14 protein-coding genes and 1 pseudogene are annotated in these 15372 nt (G+C 72.5%); 9 read left to right on the forward strand and 6 right to left on the reverse strand.

All coding sequences use genetic code 11. The features are described from left to right. Positions 1-151: 151 nt before the first annotated feature. Together ACGFNH_RS02160 and ACGFNH_RS02165 are read left to right on the forward strand one after the other, a co-directional pair. Positions 152-601, forward strand: a pseudogene (locus ACGFNH_RS02160) (hypothetical protein); the annotation flags it as partial. 687 nt (positions 602-1288) lie between these two features. Then, a complete protein-coding gene (locus ACGFNH_RS02165; RefSeq protein ID WP_393651473.1) occupies positions 1289-2521 on the forward strand; it encodes an MFS transporter in 1233 nt (410 codons plus the stop codon). A 227-nt stretch (positions 2522-2748) separates the two neighbouring features. On the opposite strand, the gene ACGFNH_RS02170 is transcribed toward ACGFNH_RS02165, so the two are convergent. Then, a complete protein-coding gene (locus ACGFNH_RS02170) occupies positions 2749-2979 on the reverse strand; it encodes a hypothetical protein (protein WP_393651055.1) in 231 nt (76 codons plus the stop codon). Positions 2980-3063: 84 nt separating this feature from the next. Between ACGFNH_RS02170 and map the strand changes: the two genes are divergently transcribed. Together map and ACGFNH_RS02180 are read left to right on the forward strand one after the other, a co-directional pair. Beyond that, positions 3064-3921, forward strand: coding sequence for a type I methionyl aminopeptidase (gene map, locus ACGFNH_RS02175; protein ID WP_393651056.1), 858 nt, complete (start codon positions 3064-3066; stop codon positions 3919-3921). A gap of 258 nt (positions 3922-4179) precedes the next feature. Next, positions 4180-4815: a heme oxygenase (biliverdin-producing) gene (locus tag ACGFNH_RS02180; RefSeq protein WP_393651474.1), complete on the forward strand. Its 636-nt coding sequence runs from the start codon at positions 4180-4182 to the stop codon at positions 4813-4815. A 152-nt stretch (positions 4816-4967) separates the two neighbouring features. Here the strand turns inward: ACGFNH_RS02180 and ACGFNH_RS02185 are convergent, their stop codons facing one another. Then, positions 4968-5387 (reverse strand): ATP-binding protein, encoded by a 420-nt coding sequence (locus tag ACGFNH_RS02185; RefSeq protein WP_393651057.1) that lies wholly within the window; start codon positions 5385-5387, stop codon positions 4968-4970. Between the two features lie 157 nt (positions 5388-5544). Here ACGFNH_RS02185 and ACGFNH_RS02190 point away from each other — a divergent pair, with 157 nt between their 5' ends. Then, positions 5545-6087: a GntR family transcriptional regulator gene (locus ACGFNH_RS02190; protein ID WP_393651058.1), complete on the forward strand. Its 543-nt coding sequence runs from the start codon at positions 5545-5547 to the stop codon at positions 6085-6087. Beyond that, entirely contained in the window at positions 6084-6860 is a 777-nt protein-coding gene (locus ACGFNH_RS02195; protein WP_393651059.1) for a GntR family transcriptional regulator, read from the forward strand. Before ACGFNH_RS02190 ends, ACGFNH_RS02195 begins: the two co-directional genes overlap by 4 nt. Here ACGFNH_RS02195 and erm read toward each other — a convergent pair. The 4 genes from erm to ACGFNH_RS02215 form a co-directional block, all read right to left on the reverse strand. After that, positions 6847-7635 carry an ErmE/ErmH/ErmO/ErmR family 23S rRNA (adenine(2058)-N(6))-methyltransferase gene (gene erm, locus ACGFNH_RS02200; RefSeq protein ID WP_393651060.1) on the reverse strand — a complete coding sequence of 263 codons (789 nt, stop codon included), beginning with the start codon at positions 7633-7635 and terminating at the stop codon, positions 6847-6849. The two genes, ACGFNH_RS02195 and erm, sit on opposite strands and share 14 nt — an antisense overlap. A gap of 197 nt (positions 7636-7832) precedes the next feature. Continuing rightward, positions 7833-7967 (reverse strand): hypothetical protein, encoded by a 135-nt coding sequence (locus ACGFNH_RS02205; RefSeq protein WP_393651061.1) that lies wholly within the window; start codon positions 7965-7967, stop codon positions 7833-7835. A gap of 600 nt (positions 7968-8567) precedes the next feature. Then, the gene (locus ACGFNH_RS02210) at positions 8568-10121 is read right to left on the reverse strand and encodes an HtaA domain-containing protein (protein ID WP_393651062.1); all 1554 of its coding nucleotides are present in this window, start codon (positions 10119-10121) and stop codon (positions 8568-8570) included. 195 nt (positions 10122-10316) lie between these two features. Further along, positions 10317-11954, reverse strand: a complete 1638-nt coding sequence (locus tag ACGFNH_RS02215) for an HtaA domain-containing protein (RefSeq protein ID WP_393651063.1) — start codon at positions 11952-11954, stop codon at positions 10317-10319. Between the two features lie 242 nt (positions 11955-12196). On the opposite strand from ACGFNH_RS02215, the gene ACGFNH_RS02220 reads away from it, so the two are divergent. Genes ACGFNH_RS02220 through ACGFNH_RS02230 form a run of 3 tightly spaced genes read left to right on the forward strand, consistent with a single transcriptional unit; the run spans position 12197 to position 15293 of the window. After that, positions 12197-13192, forward strand: a complete 996-nt coding sequence (locus tag ACGFNH_RS02220; protein WP_393651064.1) for a hemin ABC transporter substrate-binding protein — start codon at positions 12197-12199, stop codon at positions 13190-13192. Then, entirely contained in the window at positions 13189-14448 is a 1260-nt protein-coding gene (locus ACGFNH_RS02225) for a FecCD family ABC transporter permease (protein WP_393651065.1), read from the forward strand. Before ACGFNH_RS02220 ends, ACGFNH_RS02225 begins: the two co-directional genes overlap by 4 nt. Further along, the gene (locus tag ACGFNH_RS02230) at positions 14445-15293 is read left to right on the forward strand and encodes a heme ABC transporter ATP-binding protein (RefSeq protein WP_393651066.1); all 849 of its coding nucleotides are present in this window, start codon (positions 14445-14447) and stop codon (positions 15291-15293) included. The genes ACGFNH_RS02225 and ACGFNH_RS02230 overlap by 4 nt, the downstream gene beginning before the upstream one ends. The last annotated feature ends 79 nt before the right edge of the window (positions 15294-15372 follow it).

Below are 15372 nucleotides of genomic sequence, written 5' to 3' on the forward strand. Positions count from 1 at the left end.
TCGTACCGGGGGACCGAGCCGGGTGGCCGGAGCGTGCGCGGAGTCGTCCCCGCCGGACCGGTCAAGGCCCGGCGCAGATGCCGTCACGTCCGGGTGAGGGTCCGCGGGAAACGGTCGCGCCGGCGGGTGCGCTCCGGCAGGATGCGCGGCCATGGATGCCGTACGGGTCGCGCTGCTGCGCGAAGTACTCGCAGGGACCGAGTGGTTGGAGGCCACGCGCCGGTTCGCGGGATCGCTGCGGACCTCGGTCGAACCGCACGGCGGCGGGCTGTTGCTGGTGGGCGGCGAGACGTACGAGCCATGGCACCTGGCGGCCCATCTGGACGACGAGGCCGCCTGGTCCGGTCTGCCCCAGCTCTCCCCCACCCTCGTACGGCACCGGGTGCGGCCGGGCGAACCGGCGCATCTGGCCGTCGGGCTCGGCCGGATCCAGGCGGCCAGGCGCGGCGAGACCCTGCTCGTGGTGACACCGGACAGCCCGGGTCAGGGTCTGCTGGAGCGGGTCCACGACGCGCGCCGGGCCGGGGTGACGATCCTCGCGCTGGAAGGCGGCGACCGCGATCTGCAGGCTCTGGCCCACGACGCGCTGACGGTGCCGGGCGGCCTGGTCCCGCCGGGCGCGGGCGCGCAGCCCGTGCACGCGGGGCGGCCGGGCGAGGACGCGGCGGACGGACGGGCGCCGGGCGCGGGGCCGGACAAAGGTGCGGCGGGCGGACGGGGGCCGGGCAGCGGACGGGGGCCGGGCAAGGGTGCGGCGGGCGGAACCGCCCCCGGGGCGGGAGCGGCCGGGGCGCGCGCGGGCGCGGACCCCGGCGCGGGCGCGGGCGCGGAGAACGGCGCGGGGGAAGAGAACGGCGGCGGGCGGATCGACGGGGGTCCGGCGGGCGGTGGACGCGGTGCGGACATCCTCGGCGCCCCCGGCATCCTGACGGCCGGACAGGGCCCCGAGACGGGCTTCGACACCGTCCAGCACCTGGTGAGTGCGGCCGCCGGGGAGAACCGGCTGCCCGGGCCGCGCAACCGCCGCGGCTTCCGCGACCGGCTCGCCCGCCTCGCCGAGCAGCTCACGGAACCGCCGCCCACCCGCTGGTAGCCCATCGGGCGAGCCCACCGGAAACCCGAAGGGCCCACCGGAGACGGGCCGGGCGGCACCCGCGGACCCCGGGCCCGCCCCTTCCCTGACCGGCGGAAAATCCTTTGCCCGGGTCCGGTACGCCCAGGAGCATGGTCGTCCGTGACACTGCTCCCCGATCTCGCGCCCTGGCGCGCCTCCCGTGACTTCCGGCTCATGTGGTGCGCGGGCGCGATCACGGTCTTCGGCAGCTTTCTGTCGTTCGTCGCCGTGCCGCTGCAGATCAAGGAGTTGACGGGATCGGCCCTCGCCGTCGGCGCGGTCGGCGCGGTCGAACTCGTCCCGCTGCTCGTGTTCGGGCTCTACGGCGGCGCGCTCGCCGACGCCCTCGACCGCCGCAAGCTGATCGTCAGGACCGAAGCGGCCCTCGGCCTGCTCGCGGTGATCCTCCTGGCCAACACCCTGCTGCCGAACCCCATGGTGTGGCCGCTCTACGTGGTCGTGGCCCTTGTCAGCGCACTGACCGGGCTGCAGCGCCCCGCCCTGGACGCGATCCTGCCGCGCATCGTCGCGCACGAACACCTGCCGGCCGCGGCCGCGCTCAACGCCCTGCGCTGGCAGACGGGCGCGATCGCGGGGCCCGCGCTGGCGGGCGTGATCATCGCGTACGCCGGTCTGGAGTGGGCCTACGCGCTCGATGCGGCCACCTTCGCCGTCTCCGTCCTCCTCGGCCTGCGCCTCGCGCCCTCGCCGCCGTCGCACGACGCCCGGAAGCCGTCCCTGCGGGGCATCGCGGAGGGCGCGCGCTACGCGTGGCGGCGCAAGGAACTCCTCGGCACGTACGCGGTCGACATGGCGGCGATGTTCTTCGCCTACCCGGCCGCGATCTTCCCGTTCCTCGCGGACGAACTCCACGCGCCCTGGGCGCTGGGGCTGATGTACGCGGCCGGGTCGGTCGGTTCACTGGCGGTCAGCCTGACCAGCGGCTGGACCGCACGCGTGCACCGGCACGGCCGGATGGTGGTGCTCGCCGCCGGTTGCTGGGGCCTGGCCATGGCACTCGCGGGCGGGCTGGGAAACATCTGGCCGGTGCTGCTCCTCCTCGCGGTCGCGGGAGGCTGCGACATGGTCAGCGGCATCTTCCGTTCCGCGATGTGGAACCAGACGATCCCGGACGAGTTGCGGGGACGGCTGGCCGGGATCGAGCTGCTGTCGTATTCGATGGGCCCGCAATTGGGCCAGGTGCGGGCGGGCGGCGTGGCCTCGCTCGCCGGCGTACGGGCGTCGGTGTGGTCCGGCGGTCTGGCGTGCATCGCGTCGGTGGGCCTGCTGGCGCTGGCGCTGCCCCGGCTCATGGCGTACGACGCCCGGACGGACGAGCACGCACGGCGGGTGCGGGAGGCGCGGCAGCACAAGCAGGCGCAGGAGCGGGAGGATGCGACGGCTTGAGAGTGCGGCGGGGCGGCGCGTGGCTCAGCCCGCGAGAGTCAGGCGCCCCTTGCGCCCTGCGGGGCGCGACGCGTGGCTCCCTCCCACGGCTGGGGGCAGCCGCGGCTGGGGGCGGATGCCCCCAGCCCATGGCTCCCGTCCGCAGCAGGGGTGCACCGCCCGCTCCGCGCACCCCCCACCCCCACCCCCGCCCCCAGCCGACACCGGCGCCTATGGACGGACGGGGTTCAGCCGTCGTCGCCTCCGCGCGCGGAGCTGTCGTGCCAGCGCGGGTCGTTCTCCCACTGGACGTTCCGCTCTGCGGCGGTCTCCATCGCATGCTCGGCCTCGGCCCGCGTGGGATACGGCCCCATCCGGTCCTTGGCCGGGCACTCGGGTCCCTCCTCGACCTTCCGATGCTCGAGGCAGTAGAACCACTCGCCCGGCTTCCCGGCCGCCTTCTTCTTGAACAGCGCCATCCCTGAGCTCCTCTCGGGCGGCCCGGGCCACCCTGCCGCCTCTCCCGCCATGTTGCCCGAGGTGGCCTCGATACACTCGCTGGCATGTCCAGCCAGTCTCTTCTCGTGCCGGGGACCCTCTCCCCCATCCGTTCCGTACCCGTCTCCATCGCCCGCCCCGAGTACGTGGGGAAGAACGCCCCGACTCCGTACTCCGGACCCGAGGTGCAGGATGCGGAAACGATCGAGCGCATGCGCGTCGCGGGGCGGATCGCCGCCCGGGCCATGGAGGAGGCCGCGAAGCTCATCGCGCCGGGCGTGACGACGGACGAACTGGACCGCGTCGCGCACGACTACATGTGCGACCACGGCGCCTACCCCTCGACGCTGGGCTACCGGGGCTTCCCGAAGTCGCTCTGCTCGTCGGTCAACGAGGTCATCTGCCACGGCATCCCGGACTCGACGGTGCTGCGCGACGGCGACATCGTGAACCTCGACGTCACCGCGTACATCGACGGCGTCCACGGCGACAACAACGCCACATACCTGTGCGGGGACGTCGAGGAGGAATCGCGGCTGCTGGTGGAGCGGACGCGGGAGTCCCTGAACCGCGCGATCAAGGCGGTCAAACCGGGCCGGCAGATCAACATCATCGGCCGGGTCATCGAGTCCTACGCGAAGCGGTTCGGCTACGGCGTGGTCCGCGACTTCACCGGGCACGGCATCAACTCCTCCTTCCACTCCGGGCTGATCATCCCGCACTACGACAGCCCGAACGCGACCACGGTCATCCAGCCGGGCATGACGTTCACCATCGAGCCGATGCTGACGCTGGGCACGTACGAGTACGACATGTGGGAGGACGGCTGGACGGTCGTCACCAAGGACCGCAAGCGGACGGCCCAGTTCGAGCACACGCTGGTGGTGACGGAGACGGGTGCGGAGATTCTGACGCTCCCGTAGCATGTGAGCCGTACGGTTTTGCCGACAGGACGTCGGGAAGGATTGACTTAGGCAAGCCTAAGTAGTTGGCTTGGCCCGAGCAGACCGAGCGGACCCCACAGGTCCGCCAGTGGTCCCCTTTCTCGTCCCACCCGGCCCCCGGAGGCTGCCTTGGACGCATCCAGCCCGGCGACGGAACCGTCCGCGGAGCCGACCGCGGCACGGTCCGCCGAACGGTCCGCGGCACGGCCCGACCCGGAGCCGACGCCGTTCTCCACGCTGATCCGCACCGCCTCGCACGAGCAGCACACGGAGGCGGAGAACTCGACGTTCATGAGCGACATGCTCGGCGGGAGGCTCGGGGTCGAGGCGTACACGCACTACACCGAGCAGCTCTGGTACGTCTACCGGTCGCTGGAAGGGGCCGCGAGCCACCTCGCGGACGACCCGGTCGCGGGCCCCTTCCTCCGCCCGGAACTGCTGCGCGTCGCCGCCCTGGAGCGAGACCTGACGCATCTGCACGGTGGCCGCACGGACTGGCCCGCGACGGTGACGCCCCTCCCGGCGACCACCGCCTACGCCTCCCGGATCACCGAGGTCGCCCACGACTGGCCCGGCGGCTACGTCGCCCACCACTACACCCGCTACCTCGGCGACCTCTCCGGCGGCCAGATCATCCGCTCCACCGCCGAGAAGTCCTGGGGCTTCGAGCGCAAGGGCGACGGCGTCCGCTTCTACGTCTTCAGCGGCATATCCAACCCGGCCGCCTTCAAGCGCGAGTACCGCGCATTGCTGGACGCGCTACCGGTGGACGACCTGGAGAAGAAGCGCGTGATCGACGAGTGCAAGCGCGCGTTCGCCCTGAACACGGCGGTGTTCAGGGAGCTGGGCGAACGGTTCCCACTGAGCGCTTAGGCGCCCGGCGGGCGCGCGGTGCGCAACTCATGGGTACCGCAAGGGCGTTGTTCGACGGCGGGGCCCGCATCGGGGCCTCCGCCGTCCATCAGCGCAGCGCCTGGGCGACCCGCCACCGCAGGGGCCTCATCCGCGATCGACCCTGCGCACCACTATTCGGCGTCGGCGACTTCCGCGGTCGCAGGCGAGGGTGCGATCTTGAAGACCGCCCATACGGACTTGCCGGTCCGATGCCGAACCGATCCCCAGTCGTCAGCCAGTTGCTCCACGAGCCATAACCCCCGGCCCCGACAATCCCCGGGCAGAGGACTTCCCACCTCGGGACACCCATCGCCGCTGTCCCGCACTTCGAGCCGCACCACGCCGTCGCCCGCGGTGAGGTGGACGCGGAACTCCCGGCCCGGCGGCACACCGTGAAGGACGGCATTGGTGGCGAGTTCGGAGACGCAGACTCGTATGTCGTCCTGGCGGTCGACGATGCCCCACTGGGCGAACGTGGCAATCGTGAAGTCACGTGCGGCGCCAACAGAGGCGCGCCGTCGGGGAAATCGTCGCTGCCGCGAAAAGGACACGGCGCATCACCGCCTTGTTCGGGCTGTACGTTGCACCTCCGACAGTACTGCTATTCACGAAAAGCAGCAAGGTCCACGAGGAGGCTCGCACCAGGCACGTCGCTTACCGTGTAAAGCAGCAAGGCTGGAAGATCACCGGGCTGTGCGGGAGGGCGCCGTGAGCAAGAGCGACTGGGTCAGTACCTCGATGCCGTATCTCGTACCTCGCGAGAAGTCGGGAGCCGACCCCTGGAGCGCCGAGACGGCCGCCAAGGGGCGTCGGGGGACGCAGCGCATCGCCCACGCGGGCGAGGTGTCCCCGCCGGACGAGGTGGCGGAGTTGCTCGGCCTGCCGGACGGCGAGGATGTCGTCGTACGCCGACGCGTCATGTACCTCGACGAGCAGCCATGCGAGTTGACGGATACCTACTATCCGTCGCGCATCGCCCGTGGCACACCTCTGGCCGGAACCGCCAGGATTCGCGGTGGGGCGGTCACCCTGCTGGCCGAGCTCGGACACGTGGGCGTGCGCATCCGTGAGGACGTCATCGCCCGGCTGCCGAACGCGGAGGAGGCCGAGACACTGAGGATCGAGGAGGGGGAGCCCGTACTTCAGCTCACACGCCTCACCCTCGACAGCGAAGACCGGCCGATTCAGGTCGACATCATGGCCATGCCCTCGCAGCGGCAGCGGCTGCGTTACGAACTCAGGATCGGATGACCGTGCCCAAGCCCGAAGCGGACGACGTCGATCGCCGCGCCCTGCACGAGCGCATCGCGGCCGATCTGCGTGACGAGATCATGAGCGGTGACCTGGTTCCGGGCGGCAAACTGCCGTCGACCGCGCAGCTCAAGGAGCGGTTCACCGCCTCGAACGCGACCGTGCAGAAGGCGCTCCAACTCCTCAAGGACGAACGGCTCGTCGTCGGCCGTGCCGGGGCCGCCGTCACCGTCCGCGAGCACCGCCGGCGGACAATGCGGCCGGCCTCGTACATGGCGCCCGCGGCCTCCGGCGAGCCGTACCGCTGGCTCACCGAGGCCGCGCGTCACGGCACCCCGCGGAGCAGGCTTCTCGACGTGGCGCAGACCCGGCCCCCTGCCGACGTGGCCGACGCTCTGGGGCTCGGTGAAGACGACAAGGCACTGCTCCGCTGCCAGGTGCTGACCATCGACGACGAGCCGGTCGAACTCGTCACGTCCTACTACCCGTTGGAGATCGCACGCGGCACGGCGATCATGGAGCGCCGGCGGATCAAGGGCGGTACTCCGACGCTCCTCGCCGAGCTGGGCCACCCGCCGCGGCTCAGCGTCGACAGAGTGTCCGCGCGCGTGCCCACGCAGGAGCAGTACACCGCGCTTCGGCTGTCCAGCAACCTTCCGGTCCTCCGCACCCTCCGGGTCGTCTACAGCGACGATGAACGGCCCATCGAAGCGACCGTGATGGCCAAGGCGGGCCACCTCTACGAGCTGCAGTACGAGATCACACCGGAGTGACATCCCTCGGTGGCACGTCGACGGCCTCGAACAGCGCCAGCCATTGGTCCGGGGGCACGAAGCCGACCGGGGTGGAGGGGGCCAGGTCCAGCCTGCGGAAGGCGGCCGTCGTTCTCCTCTGCCCGTGGCGTTGCGCGAGCGTGGCGGCGAGGGAGCCTCCCGTGCCGGTGAAGCCGTGGGCGACGAAGTCGCGGTAGGCAGGCAGGCGTTGGGGCGGCAGTAGCGGGGTGGTGCGGCGTTCCAGGCGGAGGATCGCCGAGTCGGTGCGCGGGACCGGCGTGAAGCTCTGCCGCGCGATGCGGCCGCCGAGGCGCCAGGCGTAGCGCGGCCAGGTGGTGACCGTCAGCAGCGTCCAGCGGCCGTAGTCCCCGGTGCGCTTGCGGGCGTACTCGCGCTGGGTGACCAGTGTCGCCGAGGTCAGGGCCGGTGCGTCCAGGCACCAGCGGACGATGTCGGATGTCCGCGCGTACGGGATGCTGCCCACGACCGCGAACGGTTCGCGCGGGGGCCTTGCCCGTACGAAGTCGCCTTGCCGCACCCGCACATTGGGGTGCGCGCTGGTGCGCCGGGGCAGTCCGGCGGCCAGGCGGGGGTCGAGTTCGTACGCCACGACCTCACGGGCCGCGCGGGCCAGGGCCCTGGTGATCGCCCCCTCCCCCGCGCCGGGTTCGACGATCAGGTCACCGGGGCGGATGCGGGCAGTGCGTACGAGGAGGCGTACGGCGGCGGGGTCGTGCAGGAAGTTCTGGGAAAGGGCGATGCGGCGGCGTGCCACGGCGAAGTCCTCTGCTGGGGAGGACAGGCGCGGATGATAGGGCGGGCCTGTCCGAGTCGACGGGGACATCGGAGGCCCTGGGCACGCGCGCAGGACGGAACGCGGGACGCGAACGACGCGGAGAGACGCGGAAGGCGCAGATCGGCAGCCGGCCGCGCGCACCCGGAGTTCCGGGGCGCGTTCGGCGAGGGCGGCGGTCAGACGCCGGTGGCGTCCTGGCGGGCCAGGGCCTGGCGCCGGCCGCGGGGGCGGGTCGTCTGGAGCGGGCTCCAGCCGGTGTGCCACGCGGCGGCGTGCACACCGTTGATGATCGCCATGAAGGCTGCGGACATGGAGCCGACGCTAGGCGGGGTGTGCCTGGGCCGCAAATGCTTTTCCCGGTCTTCGGGTGCGGGGAGCGGGTCGGCCACAGTCGCCGGAATGTCGGGGTAGGGCTCGACCGGGCGCTGTCCACACGCCCCCCCCCGGAGCAGACTGGCGACGGCCGGGGACGGATGTGGGCTCGGCGTTACGGGGCGGTGCGTTACGGGCGGTGCGTTACGGCTGGGGGCTCGGCGCTACGGCCGGGGGCTCGGCGCTACGGCCGGGGCTCGGCACTACGGCCGGGGCTCTGCACTACTGGCGCGTGGGCTCTGGCTTGAGGCGCCTGCACGGCCAAGCCCTTTGCGGATTCCGGGAGTTGGGCCCCTCGGCGCCACCATGGACGCGCGGCCGCGTGCCTGCGCCGACCGGTCGGTGGTCGCCCGGTCCTGCCGACTCGCTACGCCTCCCCGCCCGACTCACTACGCCCCCCCGACTCGCTACGCCCCCCGACTGGGTGCGCCCTCCCCGCCCGCACCTCAGCGCCCGCCCGCACGCCGCCCGCGGCGGCCCGCACGGCCCCCGTCAGGAGCCGTGCGGACCCGTCATGTCGCGGACACTGATCGCTCCTGTCAGCGACCGCCCGCCCGGCTTCCGCGCGTGGCCGCGAACGCCGCCCCGCCGACGACAGCCAGACCCGCTGCCGCCCCGAGCAGGGCACCGGCCGGTGTCCCGGAGCCGGTGGAGGCGAGGGAGCCGGAACCTCCGGTGGTGCCTGCCGACGCGGTCGAGCTCGTGTCCCCGGAGCCGTCCGCGGGATCGCCTTCCCCTCCGGGCAGGTTCGCGTCCTCGTCGAGGGAGACCGCCACGGTCACCGGGTCGAGTGCGGCGCCGGCCTCGTAGAAGCCGCCGAACGCCTTCGCTCCGTCGGCAGTGAGGGTGGCCGGGACATCGTCGAGGGTGAGGACGTCGTCGGTCGGCTCCAGTCCTCCGTCGGGGAGTTCGAGGGTGGCCACGGTCAGGTCATCGGACTCCGTGACCTCTCCGGACTCACGGTCCTTGGACGAGACATCCGCGATCAGGTCGCCCTCCGCGCCGTCGGTGCGGACCTTGAGGTCGCTGAACTTCAGGTCCAGCGCGTACTCCCCGCCCTCCTTGTGGGCGAGGAAGCGGACGGCCCCGGCGAAGGCCGCGTCCAGGGTGCCGCGGTCCGCGTCGTAGGAGCCGCTTCCCGTGGGGAACCGGTAGATCTCACCGTTCTTCGCGGCGCCGGCGGAGAGTTGGACCGTGCCGCCTCCGATGGGCCCGGTGACGTAGTCGCGGAAGGACTTCTTCACGCCCCAGTCGAGGTTGCCGTCCGCGATCTCCCCGGAGGGGGCGGGCCGTTCGCCGCCGGAGGAGCCCGAGGGCGAGGTGGAGGGAGCCGTGGTGGTCGTGGGCTGAGCCGTCGGATGACCGGACGGCTCACCCGATGACGAGGCGGAGGGTGTGGCCGGCGACGAAGGCCCCGGGCCGGGCGCCTGCACGGGCTTCACGGTCAGGGTGGCGGGGTCGAGTGCCTGGCCCTCCTGGTACATGCCGTTGAAGGCCTTGGCGCCCTCGGCGGTCAGCTCTACGGGTATGCCGGCGAACGTCATCGCGCCGCCCTCCCCCTGGCCGGGCCGCACCTCCGACAGGTCCAGGGTGGCGAGTTCCACGTCGTCGTCGGTCGTACCCTGCGCGGTGACGTCCGCCGTGATCGTGCCCGCCCGGCCCTCCGTCTCCACCTGGAGGCCGGCCAGCTCGATATCGAAGCCGTGGAGGGTGGAGCGGAAGCGGACGCTTCCCTCGAACGCCGTGGAGACGGCGTGCGTCGAGGTGTCGTACGTCCCCGTGCCGTTCGTGAAGGTGAAGAAACCGTTGTCCGCCGCCTGCTGCGCGCCGTCCGCGACTTCGATCGTGCCGTGGGCCATCCCGGTCACATAACGGCGGAACGACTCCTTCACGCCCCATTCAAGGGTGCCGTCCTTCAACTCCAGCTTCTGAGAGGCGGGCTGCCGCATGCCGTCGTCCGCGAAGGCGATGGCGGGCAGGCTCAGTGCCACGGCGCCCACGGCGGCGGCTGCGGCGACGGCCGCCGCAAGCCTGCGGGATGATCTGCCGCCCGGGGCCGCAGCAGCCGGGGACGGGGAGGTGTTCGGGGACATCGGGTGTTCTCCTCATGGTCGTCCGGGGAGTCGGAGTACGGCGTCGAACTGCTGCCGGCGTGCCGGCAGATGACCGGTCGCGGACGAACAGCGACCGTTCGGGGTGAGGCAGCGGTTGGTGGCAGCGGTGGGTCCCGGGCAGCGGGTCACCACGGCGACCGTTCGGGACGGGACAGTGGTGGGTCCCGGGAAGGGTCACCGCTCGCCGGGCGGGTCCACGAGGGGGCCGGACCCGGCGGAACGGTCGTCACCGCGCGAGCCCTCGGCCGAACCTGACGCGCCGCCCGGGCCTTCGGCCGAACCTGACGCGCCGCCCGTACCCACGGCCGAACCGGAGTCGCCTGGCGGGGCGTTGGGGCTCGGCTCCTCCCCGGCCCTGCCGCCGTCCCCCGTGGATGCGGGAGCAGAGGCGGCCGCGACGGTGGCGGAACGCTTCCTCCGTACGGCCACCACTCCGGCCGCGGCCACGATGCACGCGACGCCGGCGCCGACTGTCACCGGGACAAGGAGGGACGTGTCCGAGGACGATGCGGCACGGCGGGGCTCCGTGCTCTCCTGCCCGCTCCCGCCACCGTTCTGCGCGCGGCCCTCGGTCTGCGTACCGGCATCGTCGCCGAGGTCGGGCAGCGGCGGCAGTTCGGCGTCCGCGTCGAGGGGGACGGCGAGCGAGACGGGATCCATGGCAGTGCCCGCACGGTAGACGCCTCCGAACACCCGGGCGCCCTCCGCGGTGAGCTTCGCCGGAGCCTCGCTGACCGTGATCAGGCCGTCCTCCGGCCGGAGCGGGTCCACGGCGAACTCGGCCAGGGGGACGTTGCGTTCCCGGAGCCGGGGGGTCCTGACGTCCGCCCTCAGTGCGCCTTCGCGGCCCCGGACCTTCACCTGGACCGCACTCAGCGTCAGGTCGAGGCCGTGCCGTCCGGTGAACCGGATCCGTCCCGCGAAGCGGGCGTCGAGCGTCGCCTTCTTCCGGTCGTACGAGCCATGGCCCGCCGGGAACCGGAACAGTGCGCCACCGTCCCGCGCGCCGTCCGAGACTTTCCAGGCCCCCTGCGCGACGGAGCCGGTGACGTACTCGCGCCAGGTGCGGCGTACGCCCCAGTCGACCGCGGCGTCCCGGAACTCCCCGTGCGACGCGGGCTTCTGCTGCCGGTCCTCCTTCTTCCCGCCGTCGGTGGACGAGGCGTCGGGGGTGGTCCGTCCTGATGCGGTGACATCCGCGGACAGGCTCACGGGGTCGAGCGGGGTACCGGCCGTGTAGTAGCCCGCGAAGGCCTTGGCGCCCTGAGCGGTGAGGGTCGCCGGAAGGTTTCCGAGGACGACGGTGGAGCCGCCTCCGCGCATGCTCACACCGGACAGGTCCAGCGTGGCCAGCGGCACCTGGCCCGCCGTGGTGAACGCGCCGGTGTCCCGGGCCCTGCTGGTCATGTCGGCGTAGAGGGTGCCGCTGCCGCCCGAGATGCGGACGGTGGGACGGCTGATGGTGAGGTCGAGCCGGTGGGTGCCGTCCTTCTGCCGGTGACCGGTGAAGTGCACGCCGCCGGAGTAGCGCGCGCGGAAGGCTCCGGTGTCCGGGTCGTAGCGGCCCGCGGCCGAGTGGAAGCGGAAGCCGCTGTCGCCGACGGTGGCCGCCCCGCCCATAAGGCTCCAACGCCCTTGCGCGATGGGCCCCGTGACATACCTCTGGAACGAGGACTTGATGCCCCAGTCCAGGCGACCACCCGCGACCGTACGGTCCTCGGCGCGTGCCGCTTGCGCGGGAAGGAGGGTGATGCCCGCCAAGGACAGGAGGAGCACCGCGGCAAGCGTGCGGGCAGGTCCGGACGGCAGCATCGGGAGTCCCCTCCGCCTGGAGAATAAGGTAAGCCTAACCTAAACTACGGCGGATCCAGCCGGTAGACCGCTGACGCGGAAGGTGGGGCAACGTGGTGCAACGGGAAGTGGCAGCAGTGCAGTTGCGGTCCCGGCGGGCCGGAGGCCCGCCACCGGCCCGGCCCACCTGGAGTACACCGGCCAGCGGCTCGCTCCCCGGCAGCCGCAGCGTCTCGTCCGAAGCGGGCTTCCGGTGGCCGGGCATGGTTCCCGCCCTCTGCGTGACGCTCGCCCTGATGCTCGCCCTCACGGGATGCGGCGGCTCCACGGACGGCGCTGCGCCCGGCGGCGACCCCATCGGCGACCGGTCCGCCGACCGCGTCGAGCCGCTGGGGACCACGCCGGAACCGCGGCTGCCCGCGACCGTGACATCGGCGGACGGGCGCAAGGTGACCGTCCGTTCGGCCGGCAGGATCGTGGCGCTGACCGGATCGCTCTCCGAGATCGTCTTCACTCTCGGCCTCGGACGCAACGTCGTCGCACGCGACATCACCACCACCTTCCAGCAGGCGGCGAAACTTCCGGTGGTCACCCGCGCCCACGACGTGTCGGCGGAGAGTGTGCTCTCGCTGCATCCCGATCTCGTTCTGGCCGACACCTCCACAGGACCGGCCGAGGCCCTCGACCAGATCCGTGACGCGCACGTTCCCGTGGTCGTCCTGCCCCCGGCCGCATCGCTGGAGGACGTGGGCCCTCGCATCGACGCCGTGGCCTCCGCGCTGGGCGTACCCGCGGCGGGGAAAGCCCTGCGGAAGCGCACCGACCGGCGCATCGCGGCCGCCGGTCGGGAGGCCCGGGCCACGGACGGCGGGCGGAAGCCCCGCGTCGCGTTCCTGTATCTGCGCGGCTCGGCATCCGTCTATCTGCTCGGCGGGCGGGACTCCGGGGCGAGTTCACTGCTGGAGGCGGCCGGCGCCGTCGACGCGGGCAAGGAGTCGGGGCTGAAGAAGGACTTCACGCCGATCACCAGCGAAGCCCTGGCGACCGCCGCACCCGACGCGATCCTCGTCATGACGAAGGGGCTTCAGTCCGTGGGCGGAGTCGACGGACTGCTGAAGATCCCCGGCGTCGCACAGACTCCGGCGGGCCGGGACCGCCGGGTCGTCTCCGTCGACGACGGCGTCCTCCTCACCTACGGCCCCCGGACGGACCAGGTGCTCACCACCCTCGCCCGCAGGCTGCACAGGACGTCGAAGTGAGGGCCACAGGGAACAGACCCGCCCGCGGGAACCCCACCGGAGGACCCGCCACTCACGACGGACCCGCGAGGCCCGCCGCGGCCGAGAAACCCGGTGGCTCCACCGAGGAACCCGGCAGAGGCGGACCTGACGCGCGCGAAGGCGTCGCCGAAGCATCCGAAGCACCGGCCGTCGAAGTCTTCGGCGTCGGATCGCCTTCGAACGAGGTCCCCGACGCCGCCCGTTCACCCCGCCGGGCCGCTCCCCTCCTCACCGGCCTTCTCACGGGCGCCCTGCTTCTCCTCTCGCTGCTGGCGACGGGCGTGGGCGCGTACGAGATCCCGCTGCCGGACGTGATCGGATCCGTGCTGCACCGTGCCGGACTCGGCGGTGACCCGCTGGACCGGGTCGCGGAGAGCGTGCTGTGGAACGTACGGCTGCCGCGCGTCTGTCTCGCGCTGCTCATCGGGGCCTCCCTCGGATGTGCCGGGGCCCTGATGCAGGGGGTGTTCGGCAATCCCCTCGCGGAGCCGGGTGTCATCGGCATCTCGGCCGGGGCGGCCGTCGGAGCCGTCGCGTGCATCGCACTCGGGCTCGGCTTCCTCGGCAACTGGACAGTGATCGCCTGCGCGTTCGCCTCCGGGCTCTTCACCGTGCTCCTCGTCTACGGGCTGTCCCGTTCGGGCGGCAGGACGGAGGTCGTCACGCTCATCCTCACCGGCATCGCGGTGAACGCCTTCGCGGGCGCGCTCATCGGTCTGTTCGTGTTCGTGGCCGACGACGCCCAGATCACCCAGATCACCTTCTGGCAGCTCGGTTCTCTCGCCCAGGCGACCTGGCCCAGGGTGCTGGCCGTACTGCCGTGTGCGATCGCAGGACTGGTCCTCGCCCCGCTGTACGCGCGCAGGCTCGACCTGCTGGCGCTCGGCGAGCGGCAGGCCCGGCATCTGGGCGTGGACGTCGAGCGCTTGCGCCTCGTTCTCGTCCTCGTCGTCGCCCTGCTCACGGCCGCGGCGGTGGCGGTCGCAGGGATCATCTCCTTCGTGGGGCTGCTCGTTCCGCATCTGCTGCGGATGGCCGCCGGGCCCGGTCACCGCTTTCTGGTGCCCGGAAGCGCACTGGGCGGTGCGGTGACCCTGGTGGCGGCGGACCTGGCCGCGCGTACGGTCGCCCAGCCCGCCGAGCTGCCGCTCGGGGTGCTCACGGCGCTCCTCGGCAGCCCCTTCTTCTTTGTGCTGCTGCGCAGAACCCGCAGAAGGCAAGGGGGTTGGGCGTGAGGCTTCCGCGTGGTCTCACCGGGTTTCCGTCGGGGCGGCGCAGGGCGCGGCCGCTGCCGGCGCCCGTGCCCGCCGGCACGGTGCTTGCCCGTGCCCGCGGCCTGCGGGCCGGGCTGGGCGGCCGTACCGTCCTGGACGGGGTGGACCTGGACGTCGTCTCCGGGCAGGTCCTTACGCTCGTCGGTCCCAACGGCGCAGGGAAGTCCACCCTGCTGGCGGCGCTCGCCGCCGATGTCCCGCCCGGAGAGGGCGAGGTGTGGATCGCGGGGCGCCCGGCGCAGGCGTGGAGCGCCTCCGAACTCGCCCTGTACAGGGCCGTACTGCCGCAGGCCGCCACGCTCGCCTTCCCGTTCACCGTCCGGGAGGTCGTGGCGATGGGCCGTGCGCCGTGGGCCGGGACACCCGCCGAGGACCAGGACGAGGCCGCGGTGCGGGAGGCGCTCGACGCGGCGCACGTCACGGAGTTCGCGCCCCGTCTGTTTTCGGCCCTTTCCGGAGGCGAGAGAGCCCGGGTCGCGCTGGCCCGCACCCTCGCCCAGCGGGCCCCGCTGCTCCTGCTCGACGAGCCGACGGCCGCCCTGGACCTGCGCCACCAGGAACTGGTGCTGCGCCTGTGCCGGGAGCGGGCGGCAGCCGGTGACGCGGTGGTCGTCGTGCTGCACGATCTCGGGCTCGCCGCGGCGTACGCGGACCGTGCCGTCGTTCTGGACGGCGGACGCATCGCCGCGGACGGCCCGCCCGCCGAGGTGTTCCGCGCCGAACCGCTGAGCCGGGTCTACCGGCAGCCGGTCGAAGTGCTGCCGCATCCGCGCACCGGAGCCCCCATTGTCCTGCCGCTGCGTTAGCAGACGGCGTCGGCCCGTAACAAGGAACCCGAATCAGCCGTCTTTCCAGGTGAACCGGTGGAATATCACGCGGCAAAAA

This window comes from Streptomyces sp. NPDC048639 (genome assembly GCF_043199075.1).
In the GTDB taxonomy this organism is placed as follows: Bacteria; Actinomycetota; Actinomycetes; order Streptomycetales; family Streptomycetaceae; genus Streptomyces.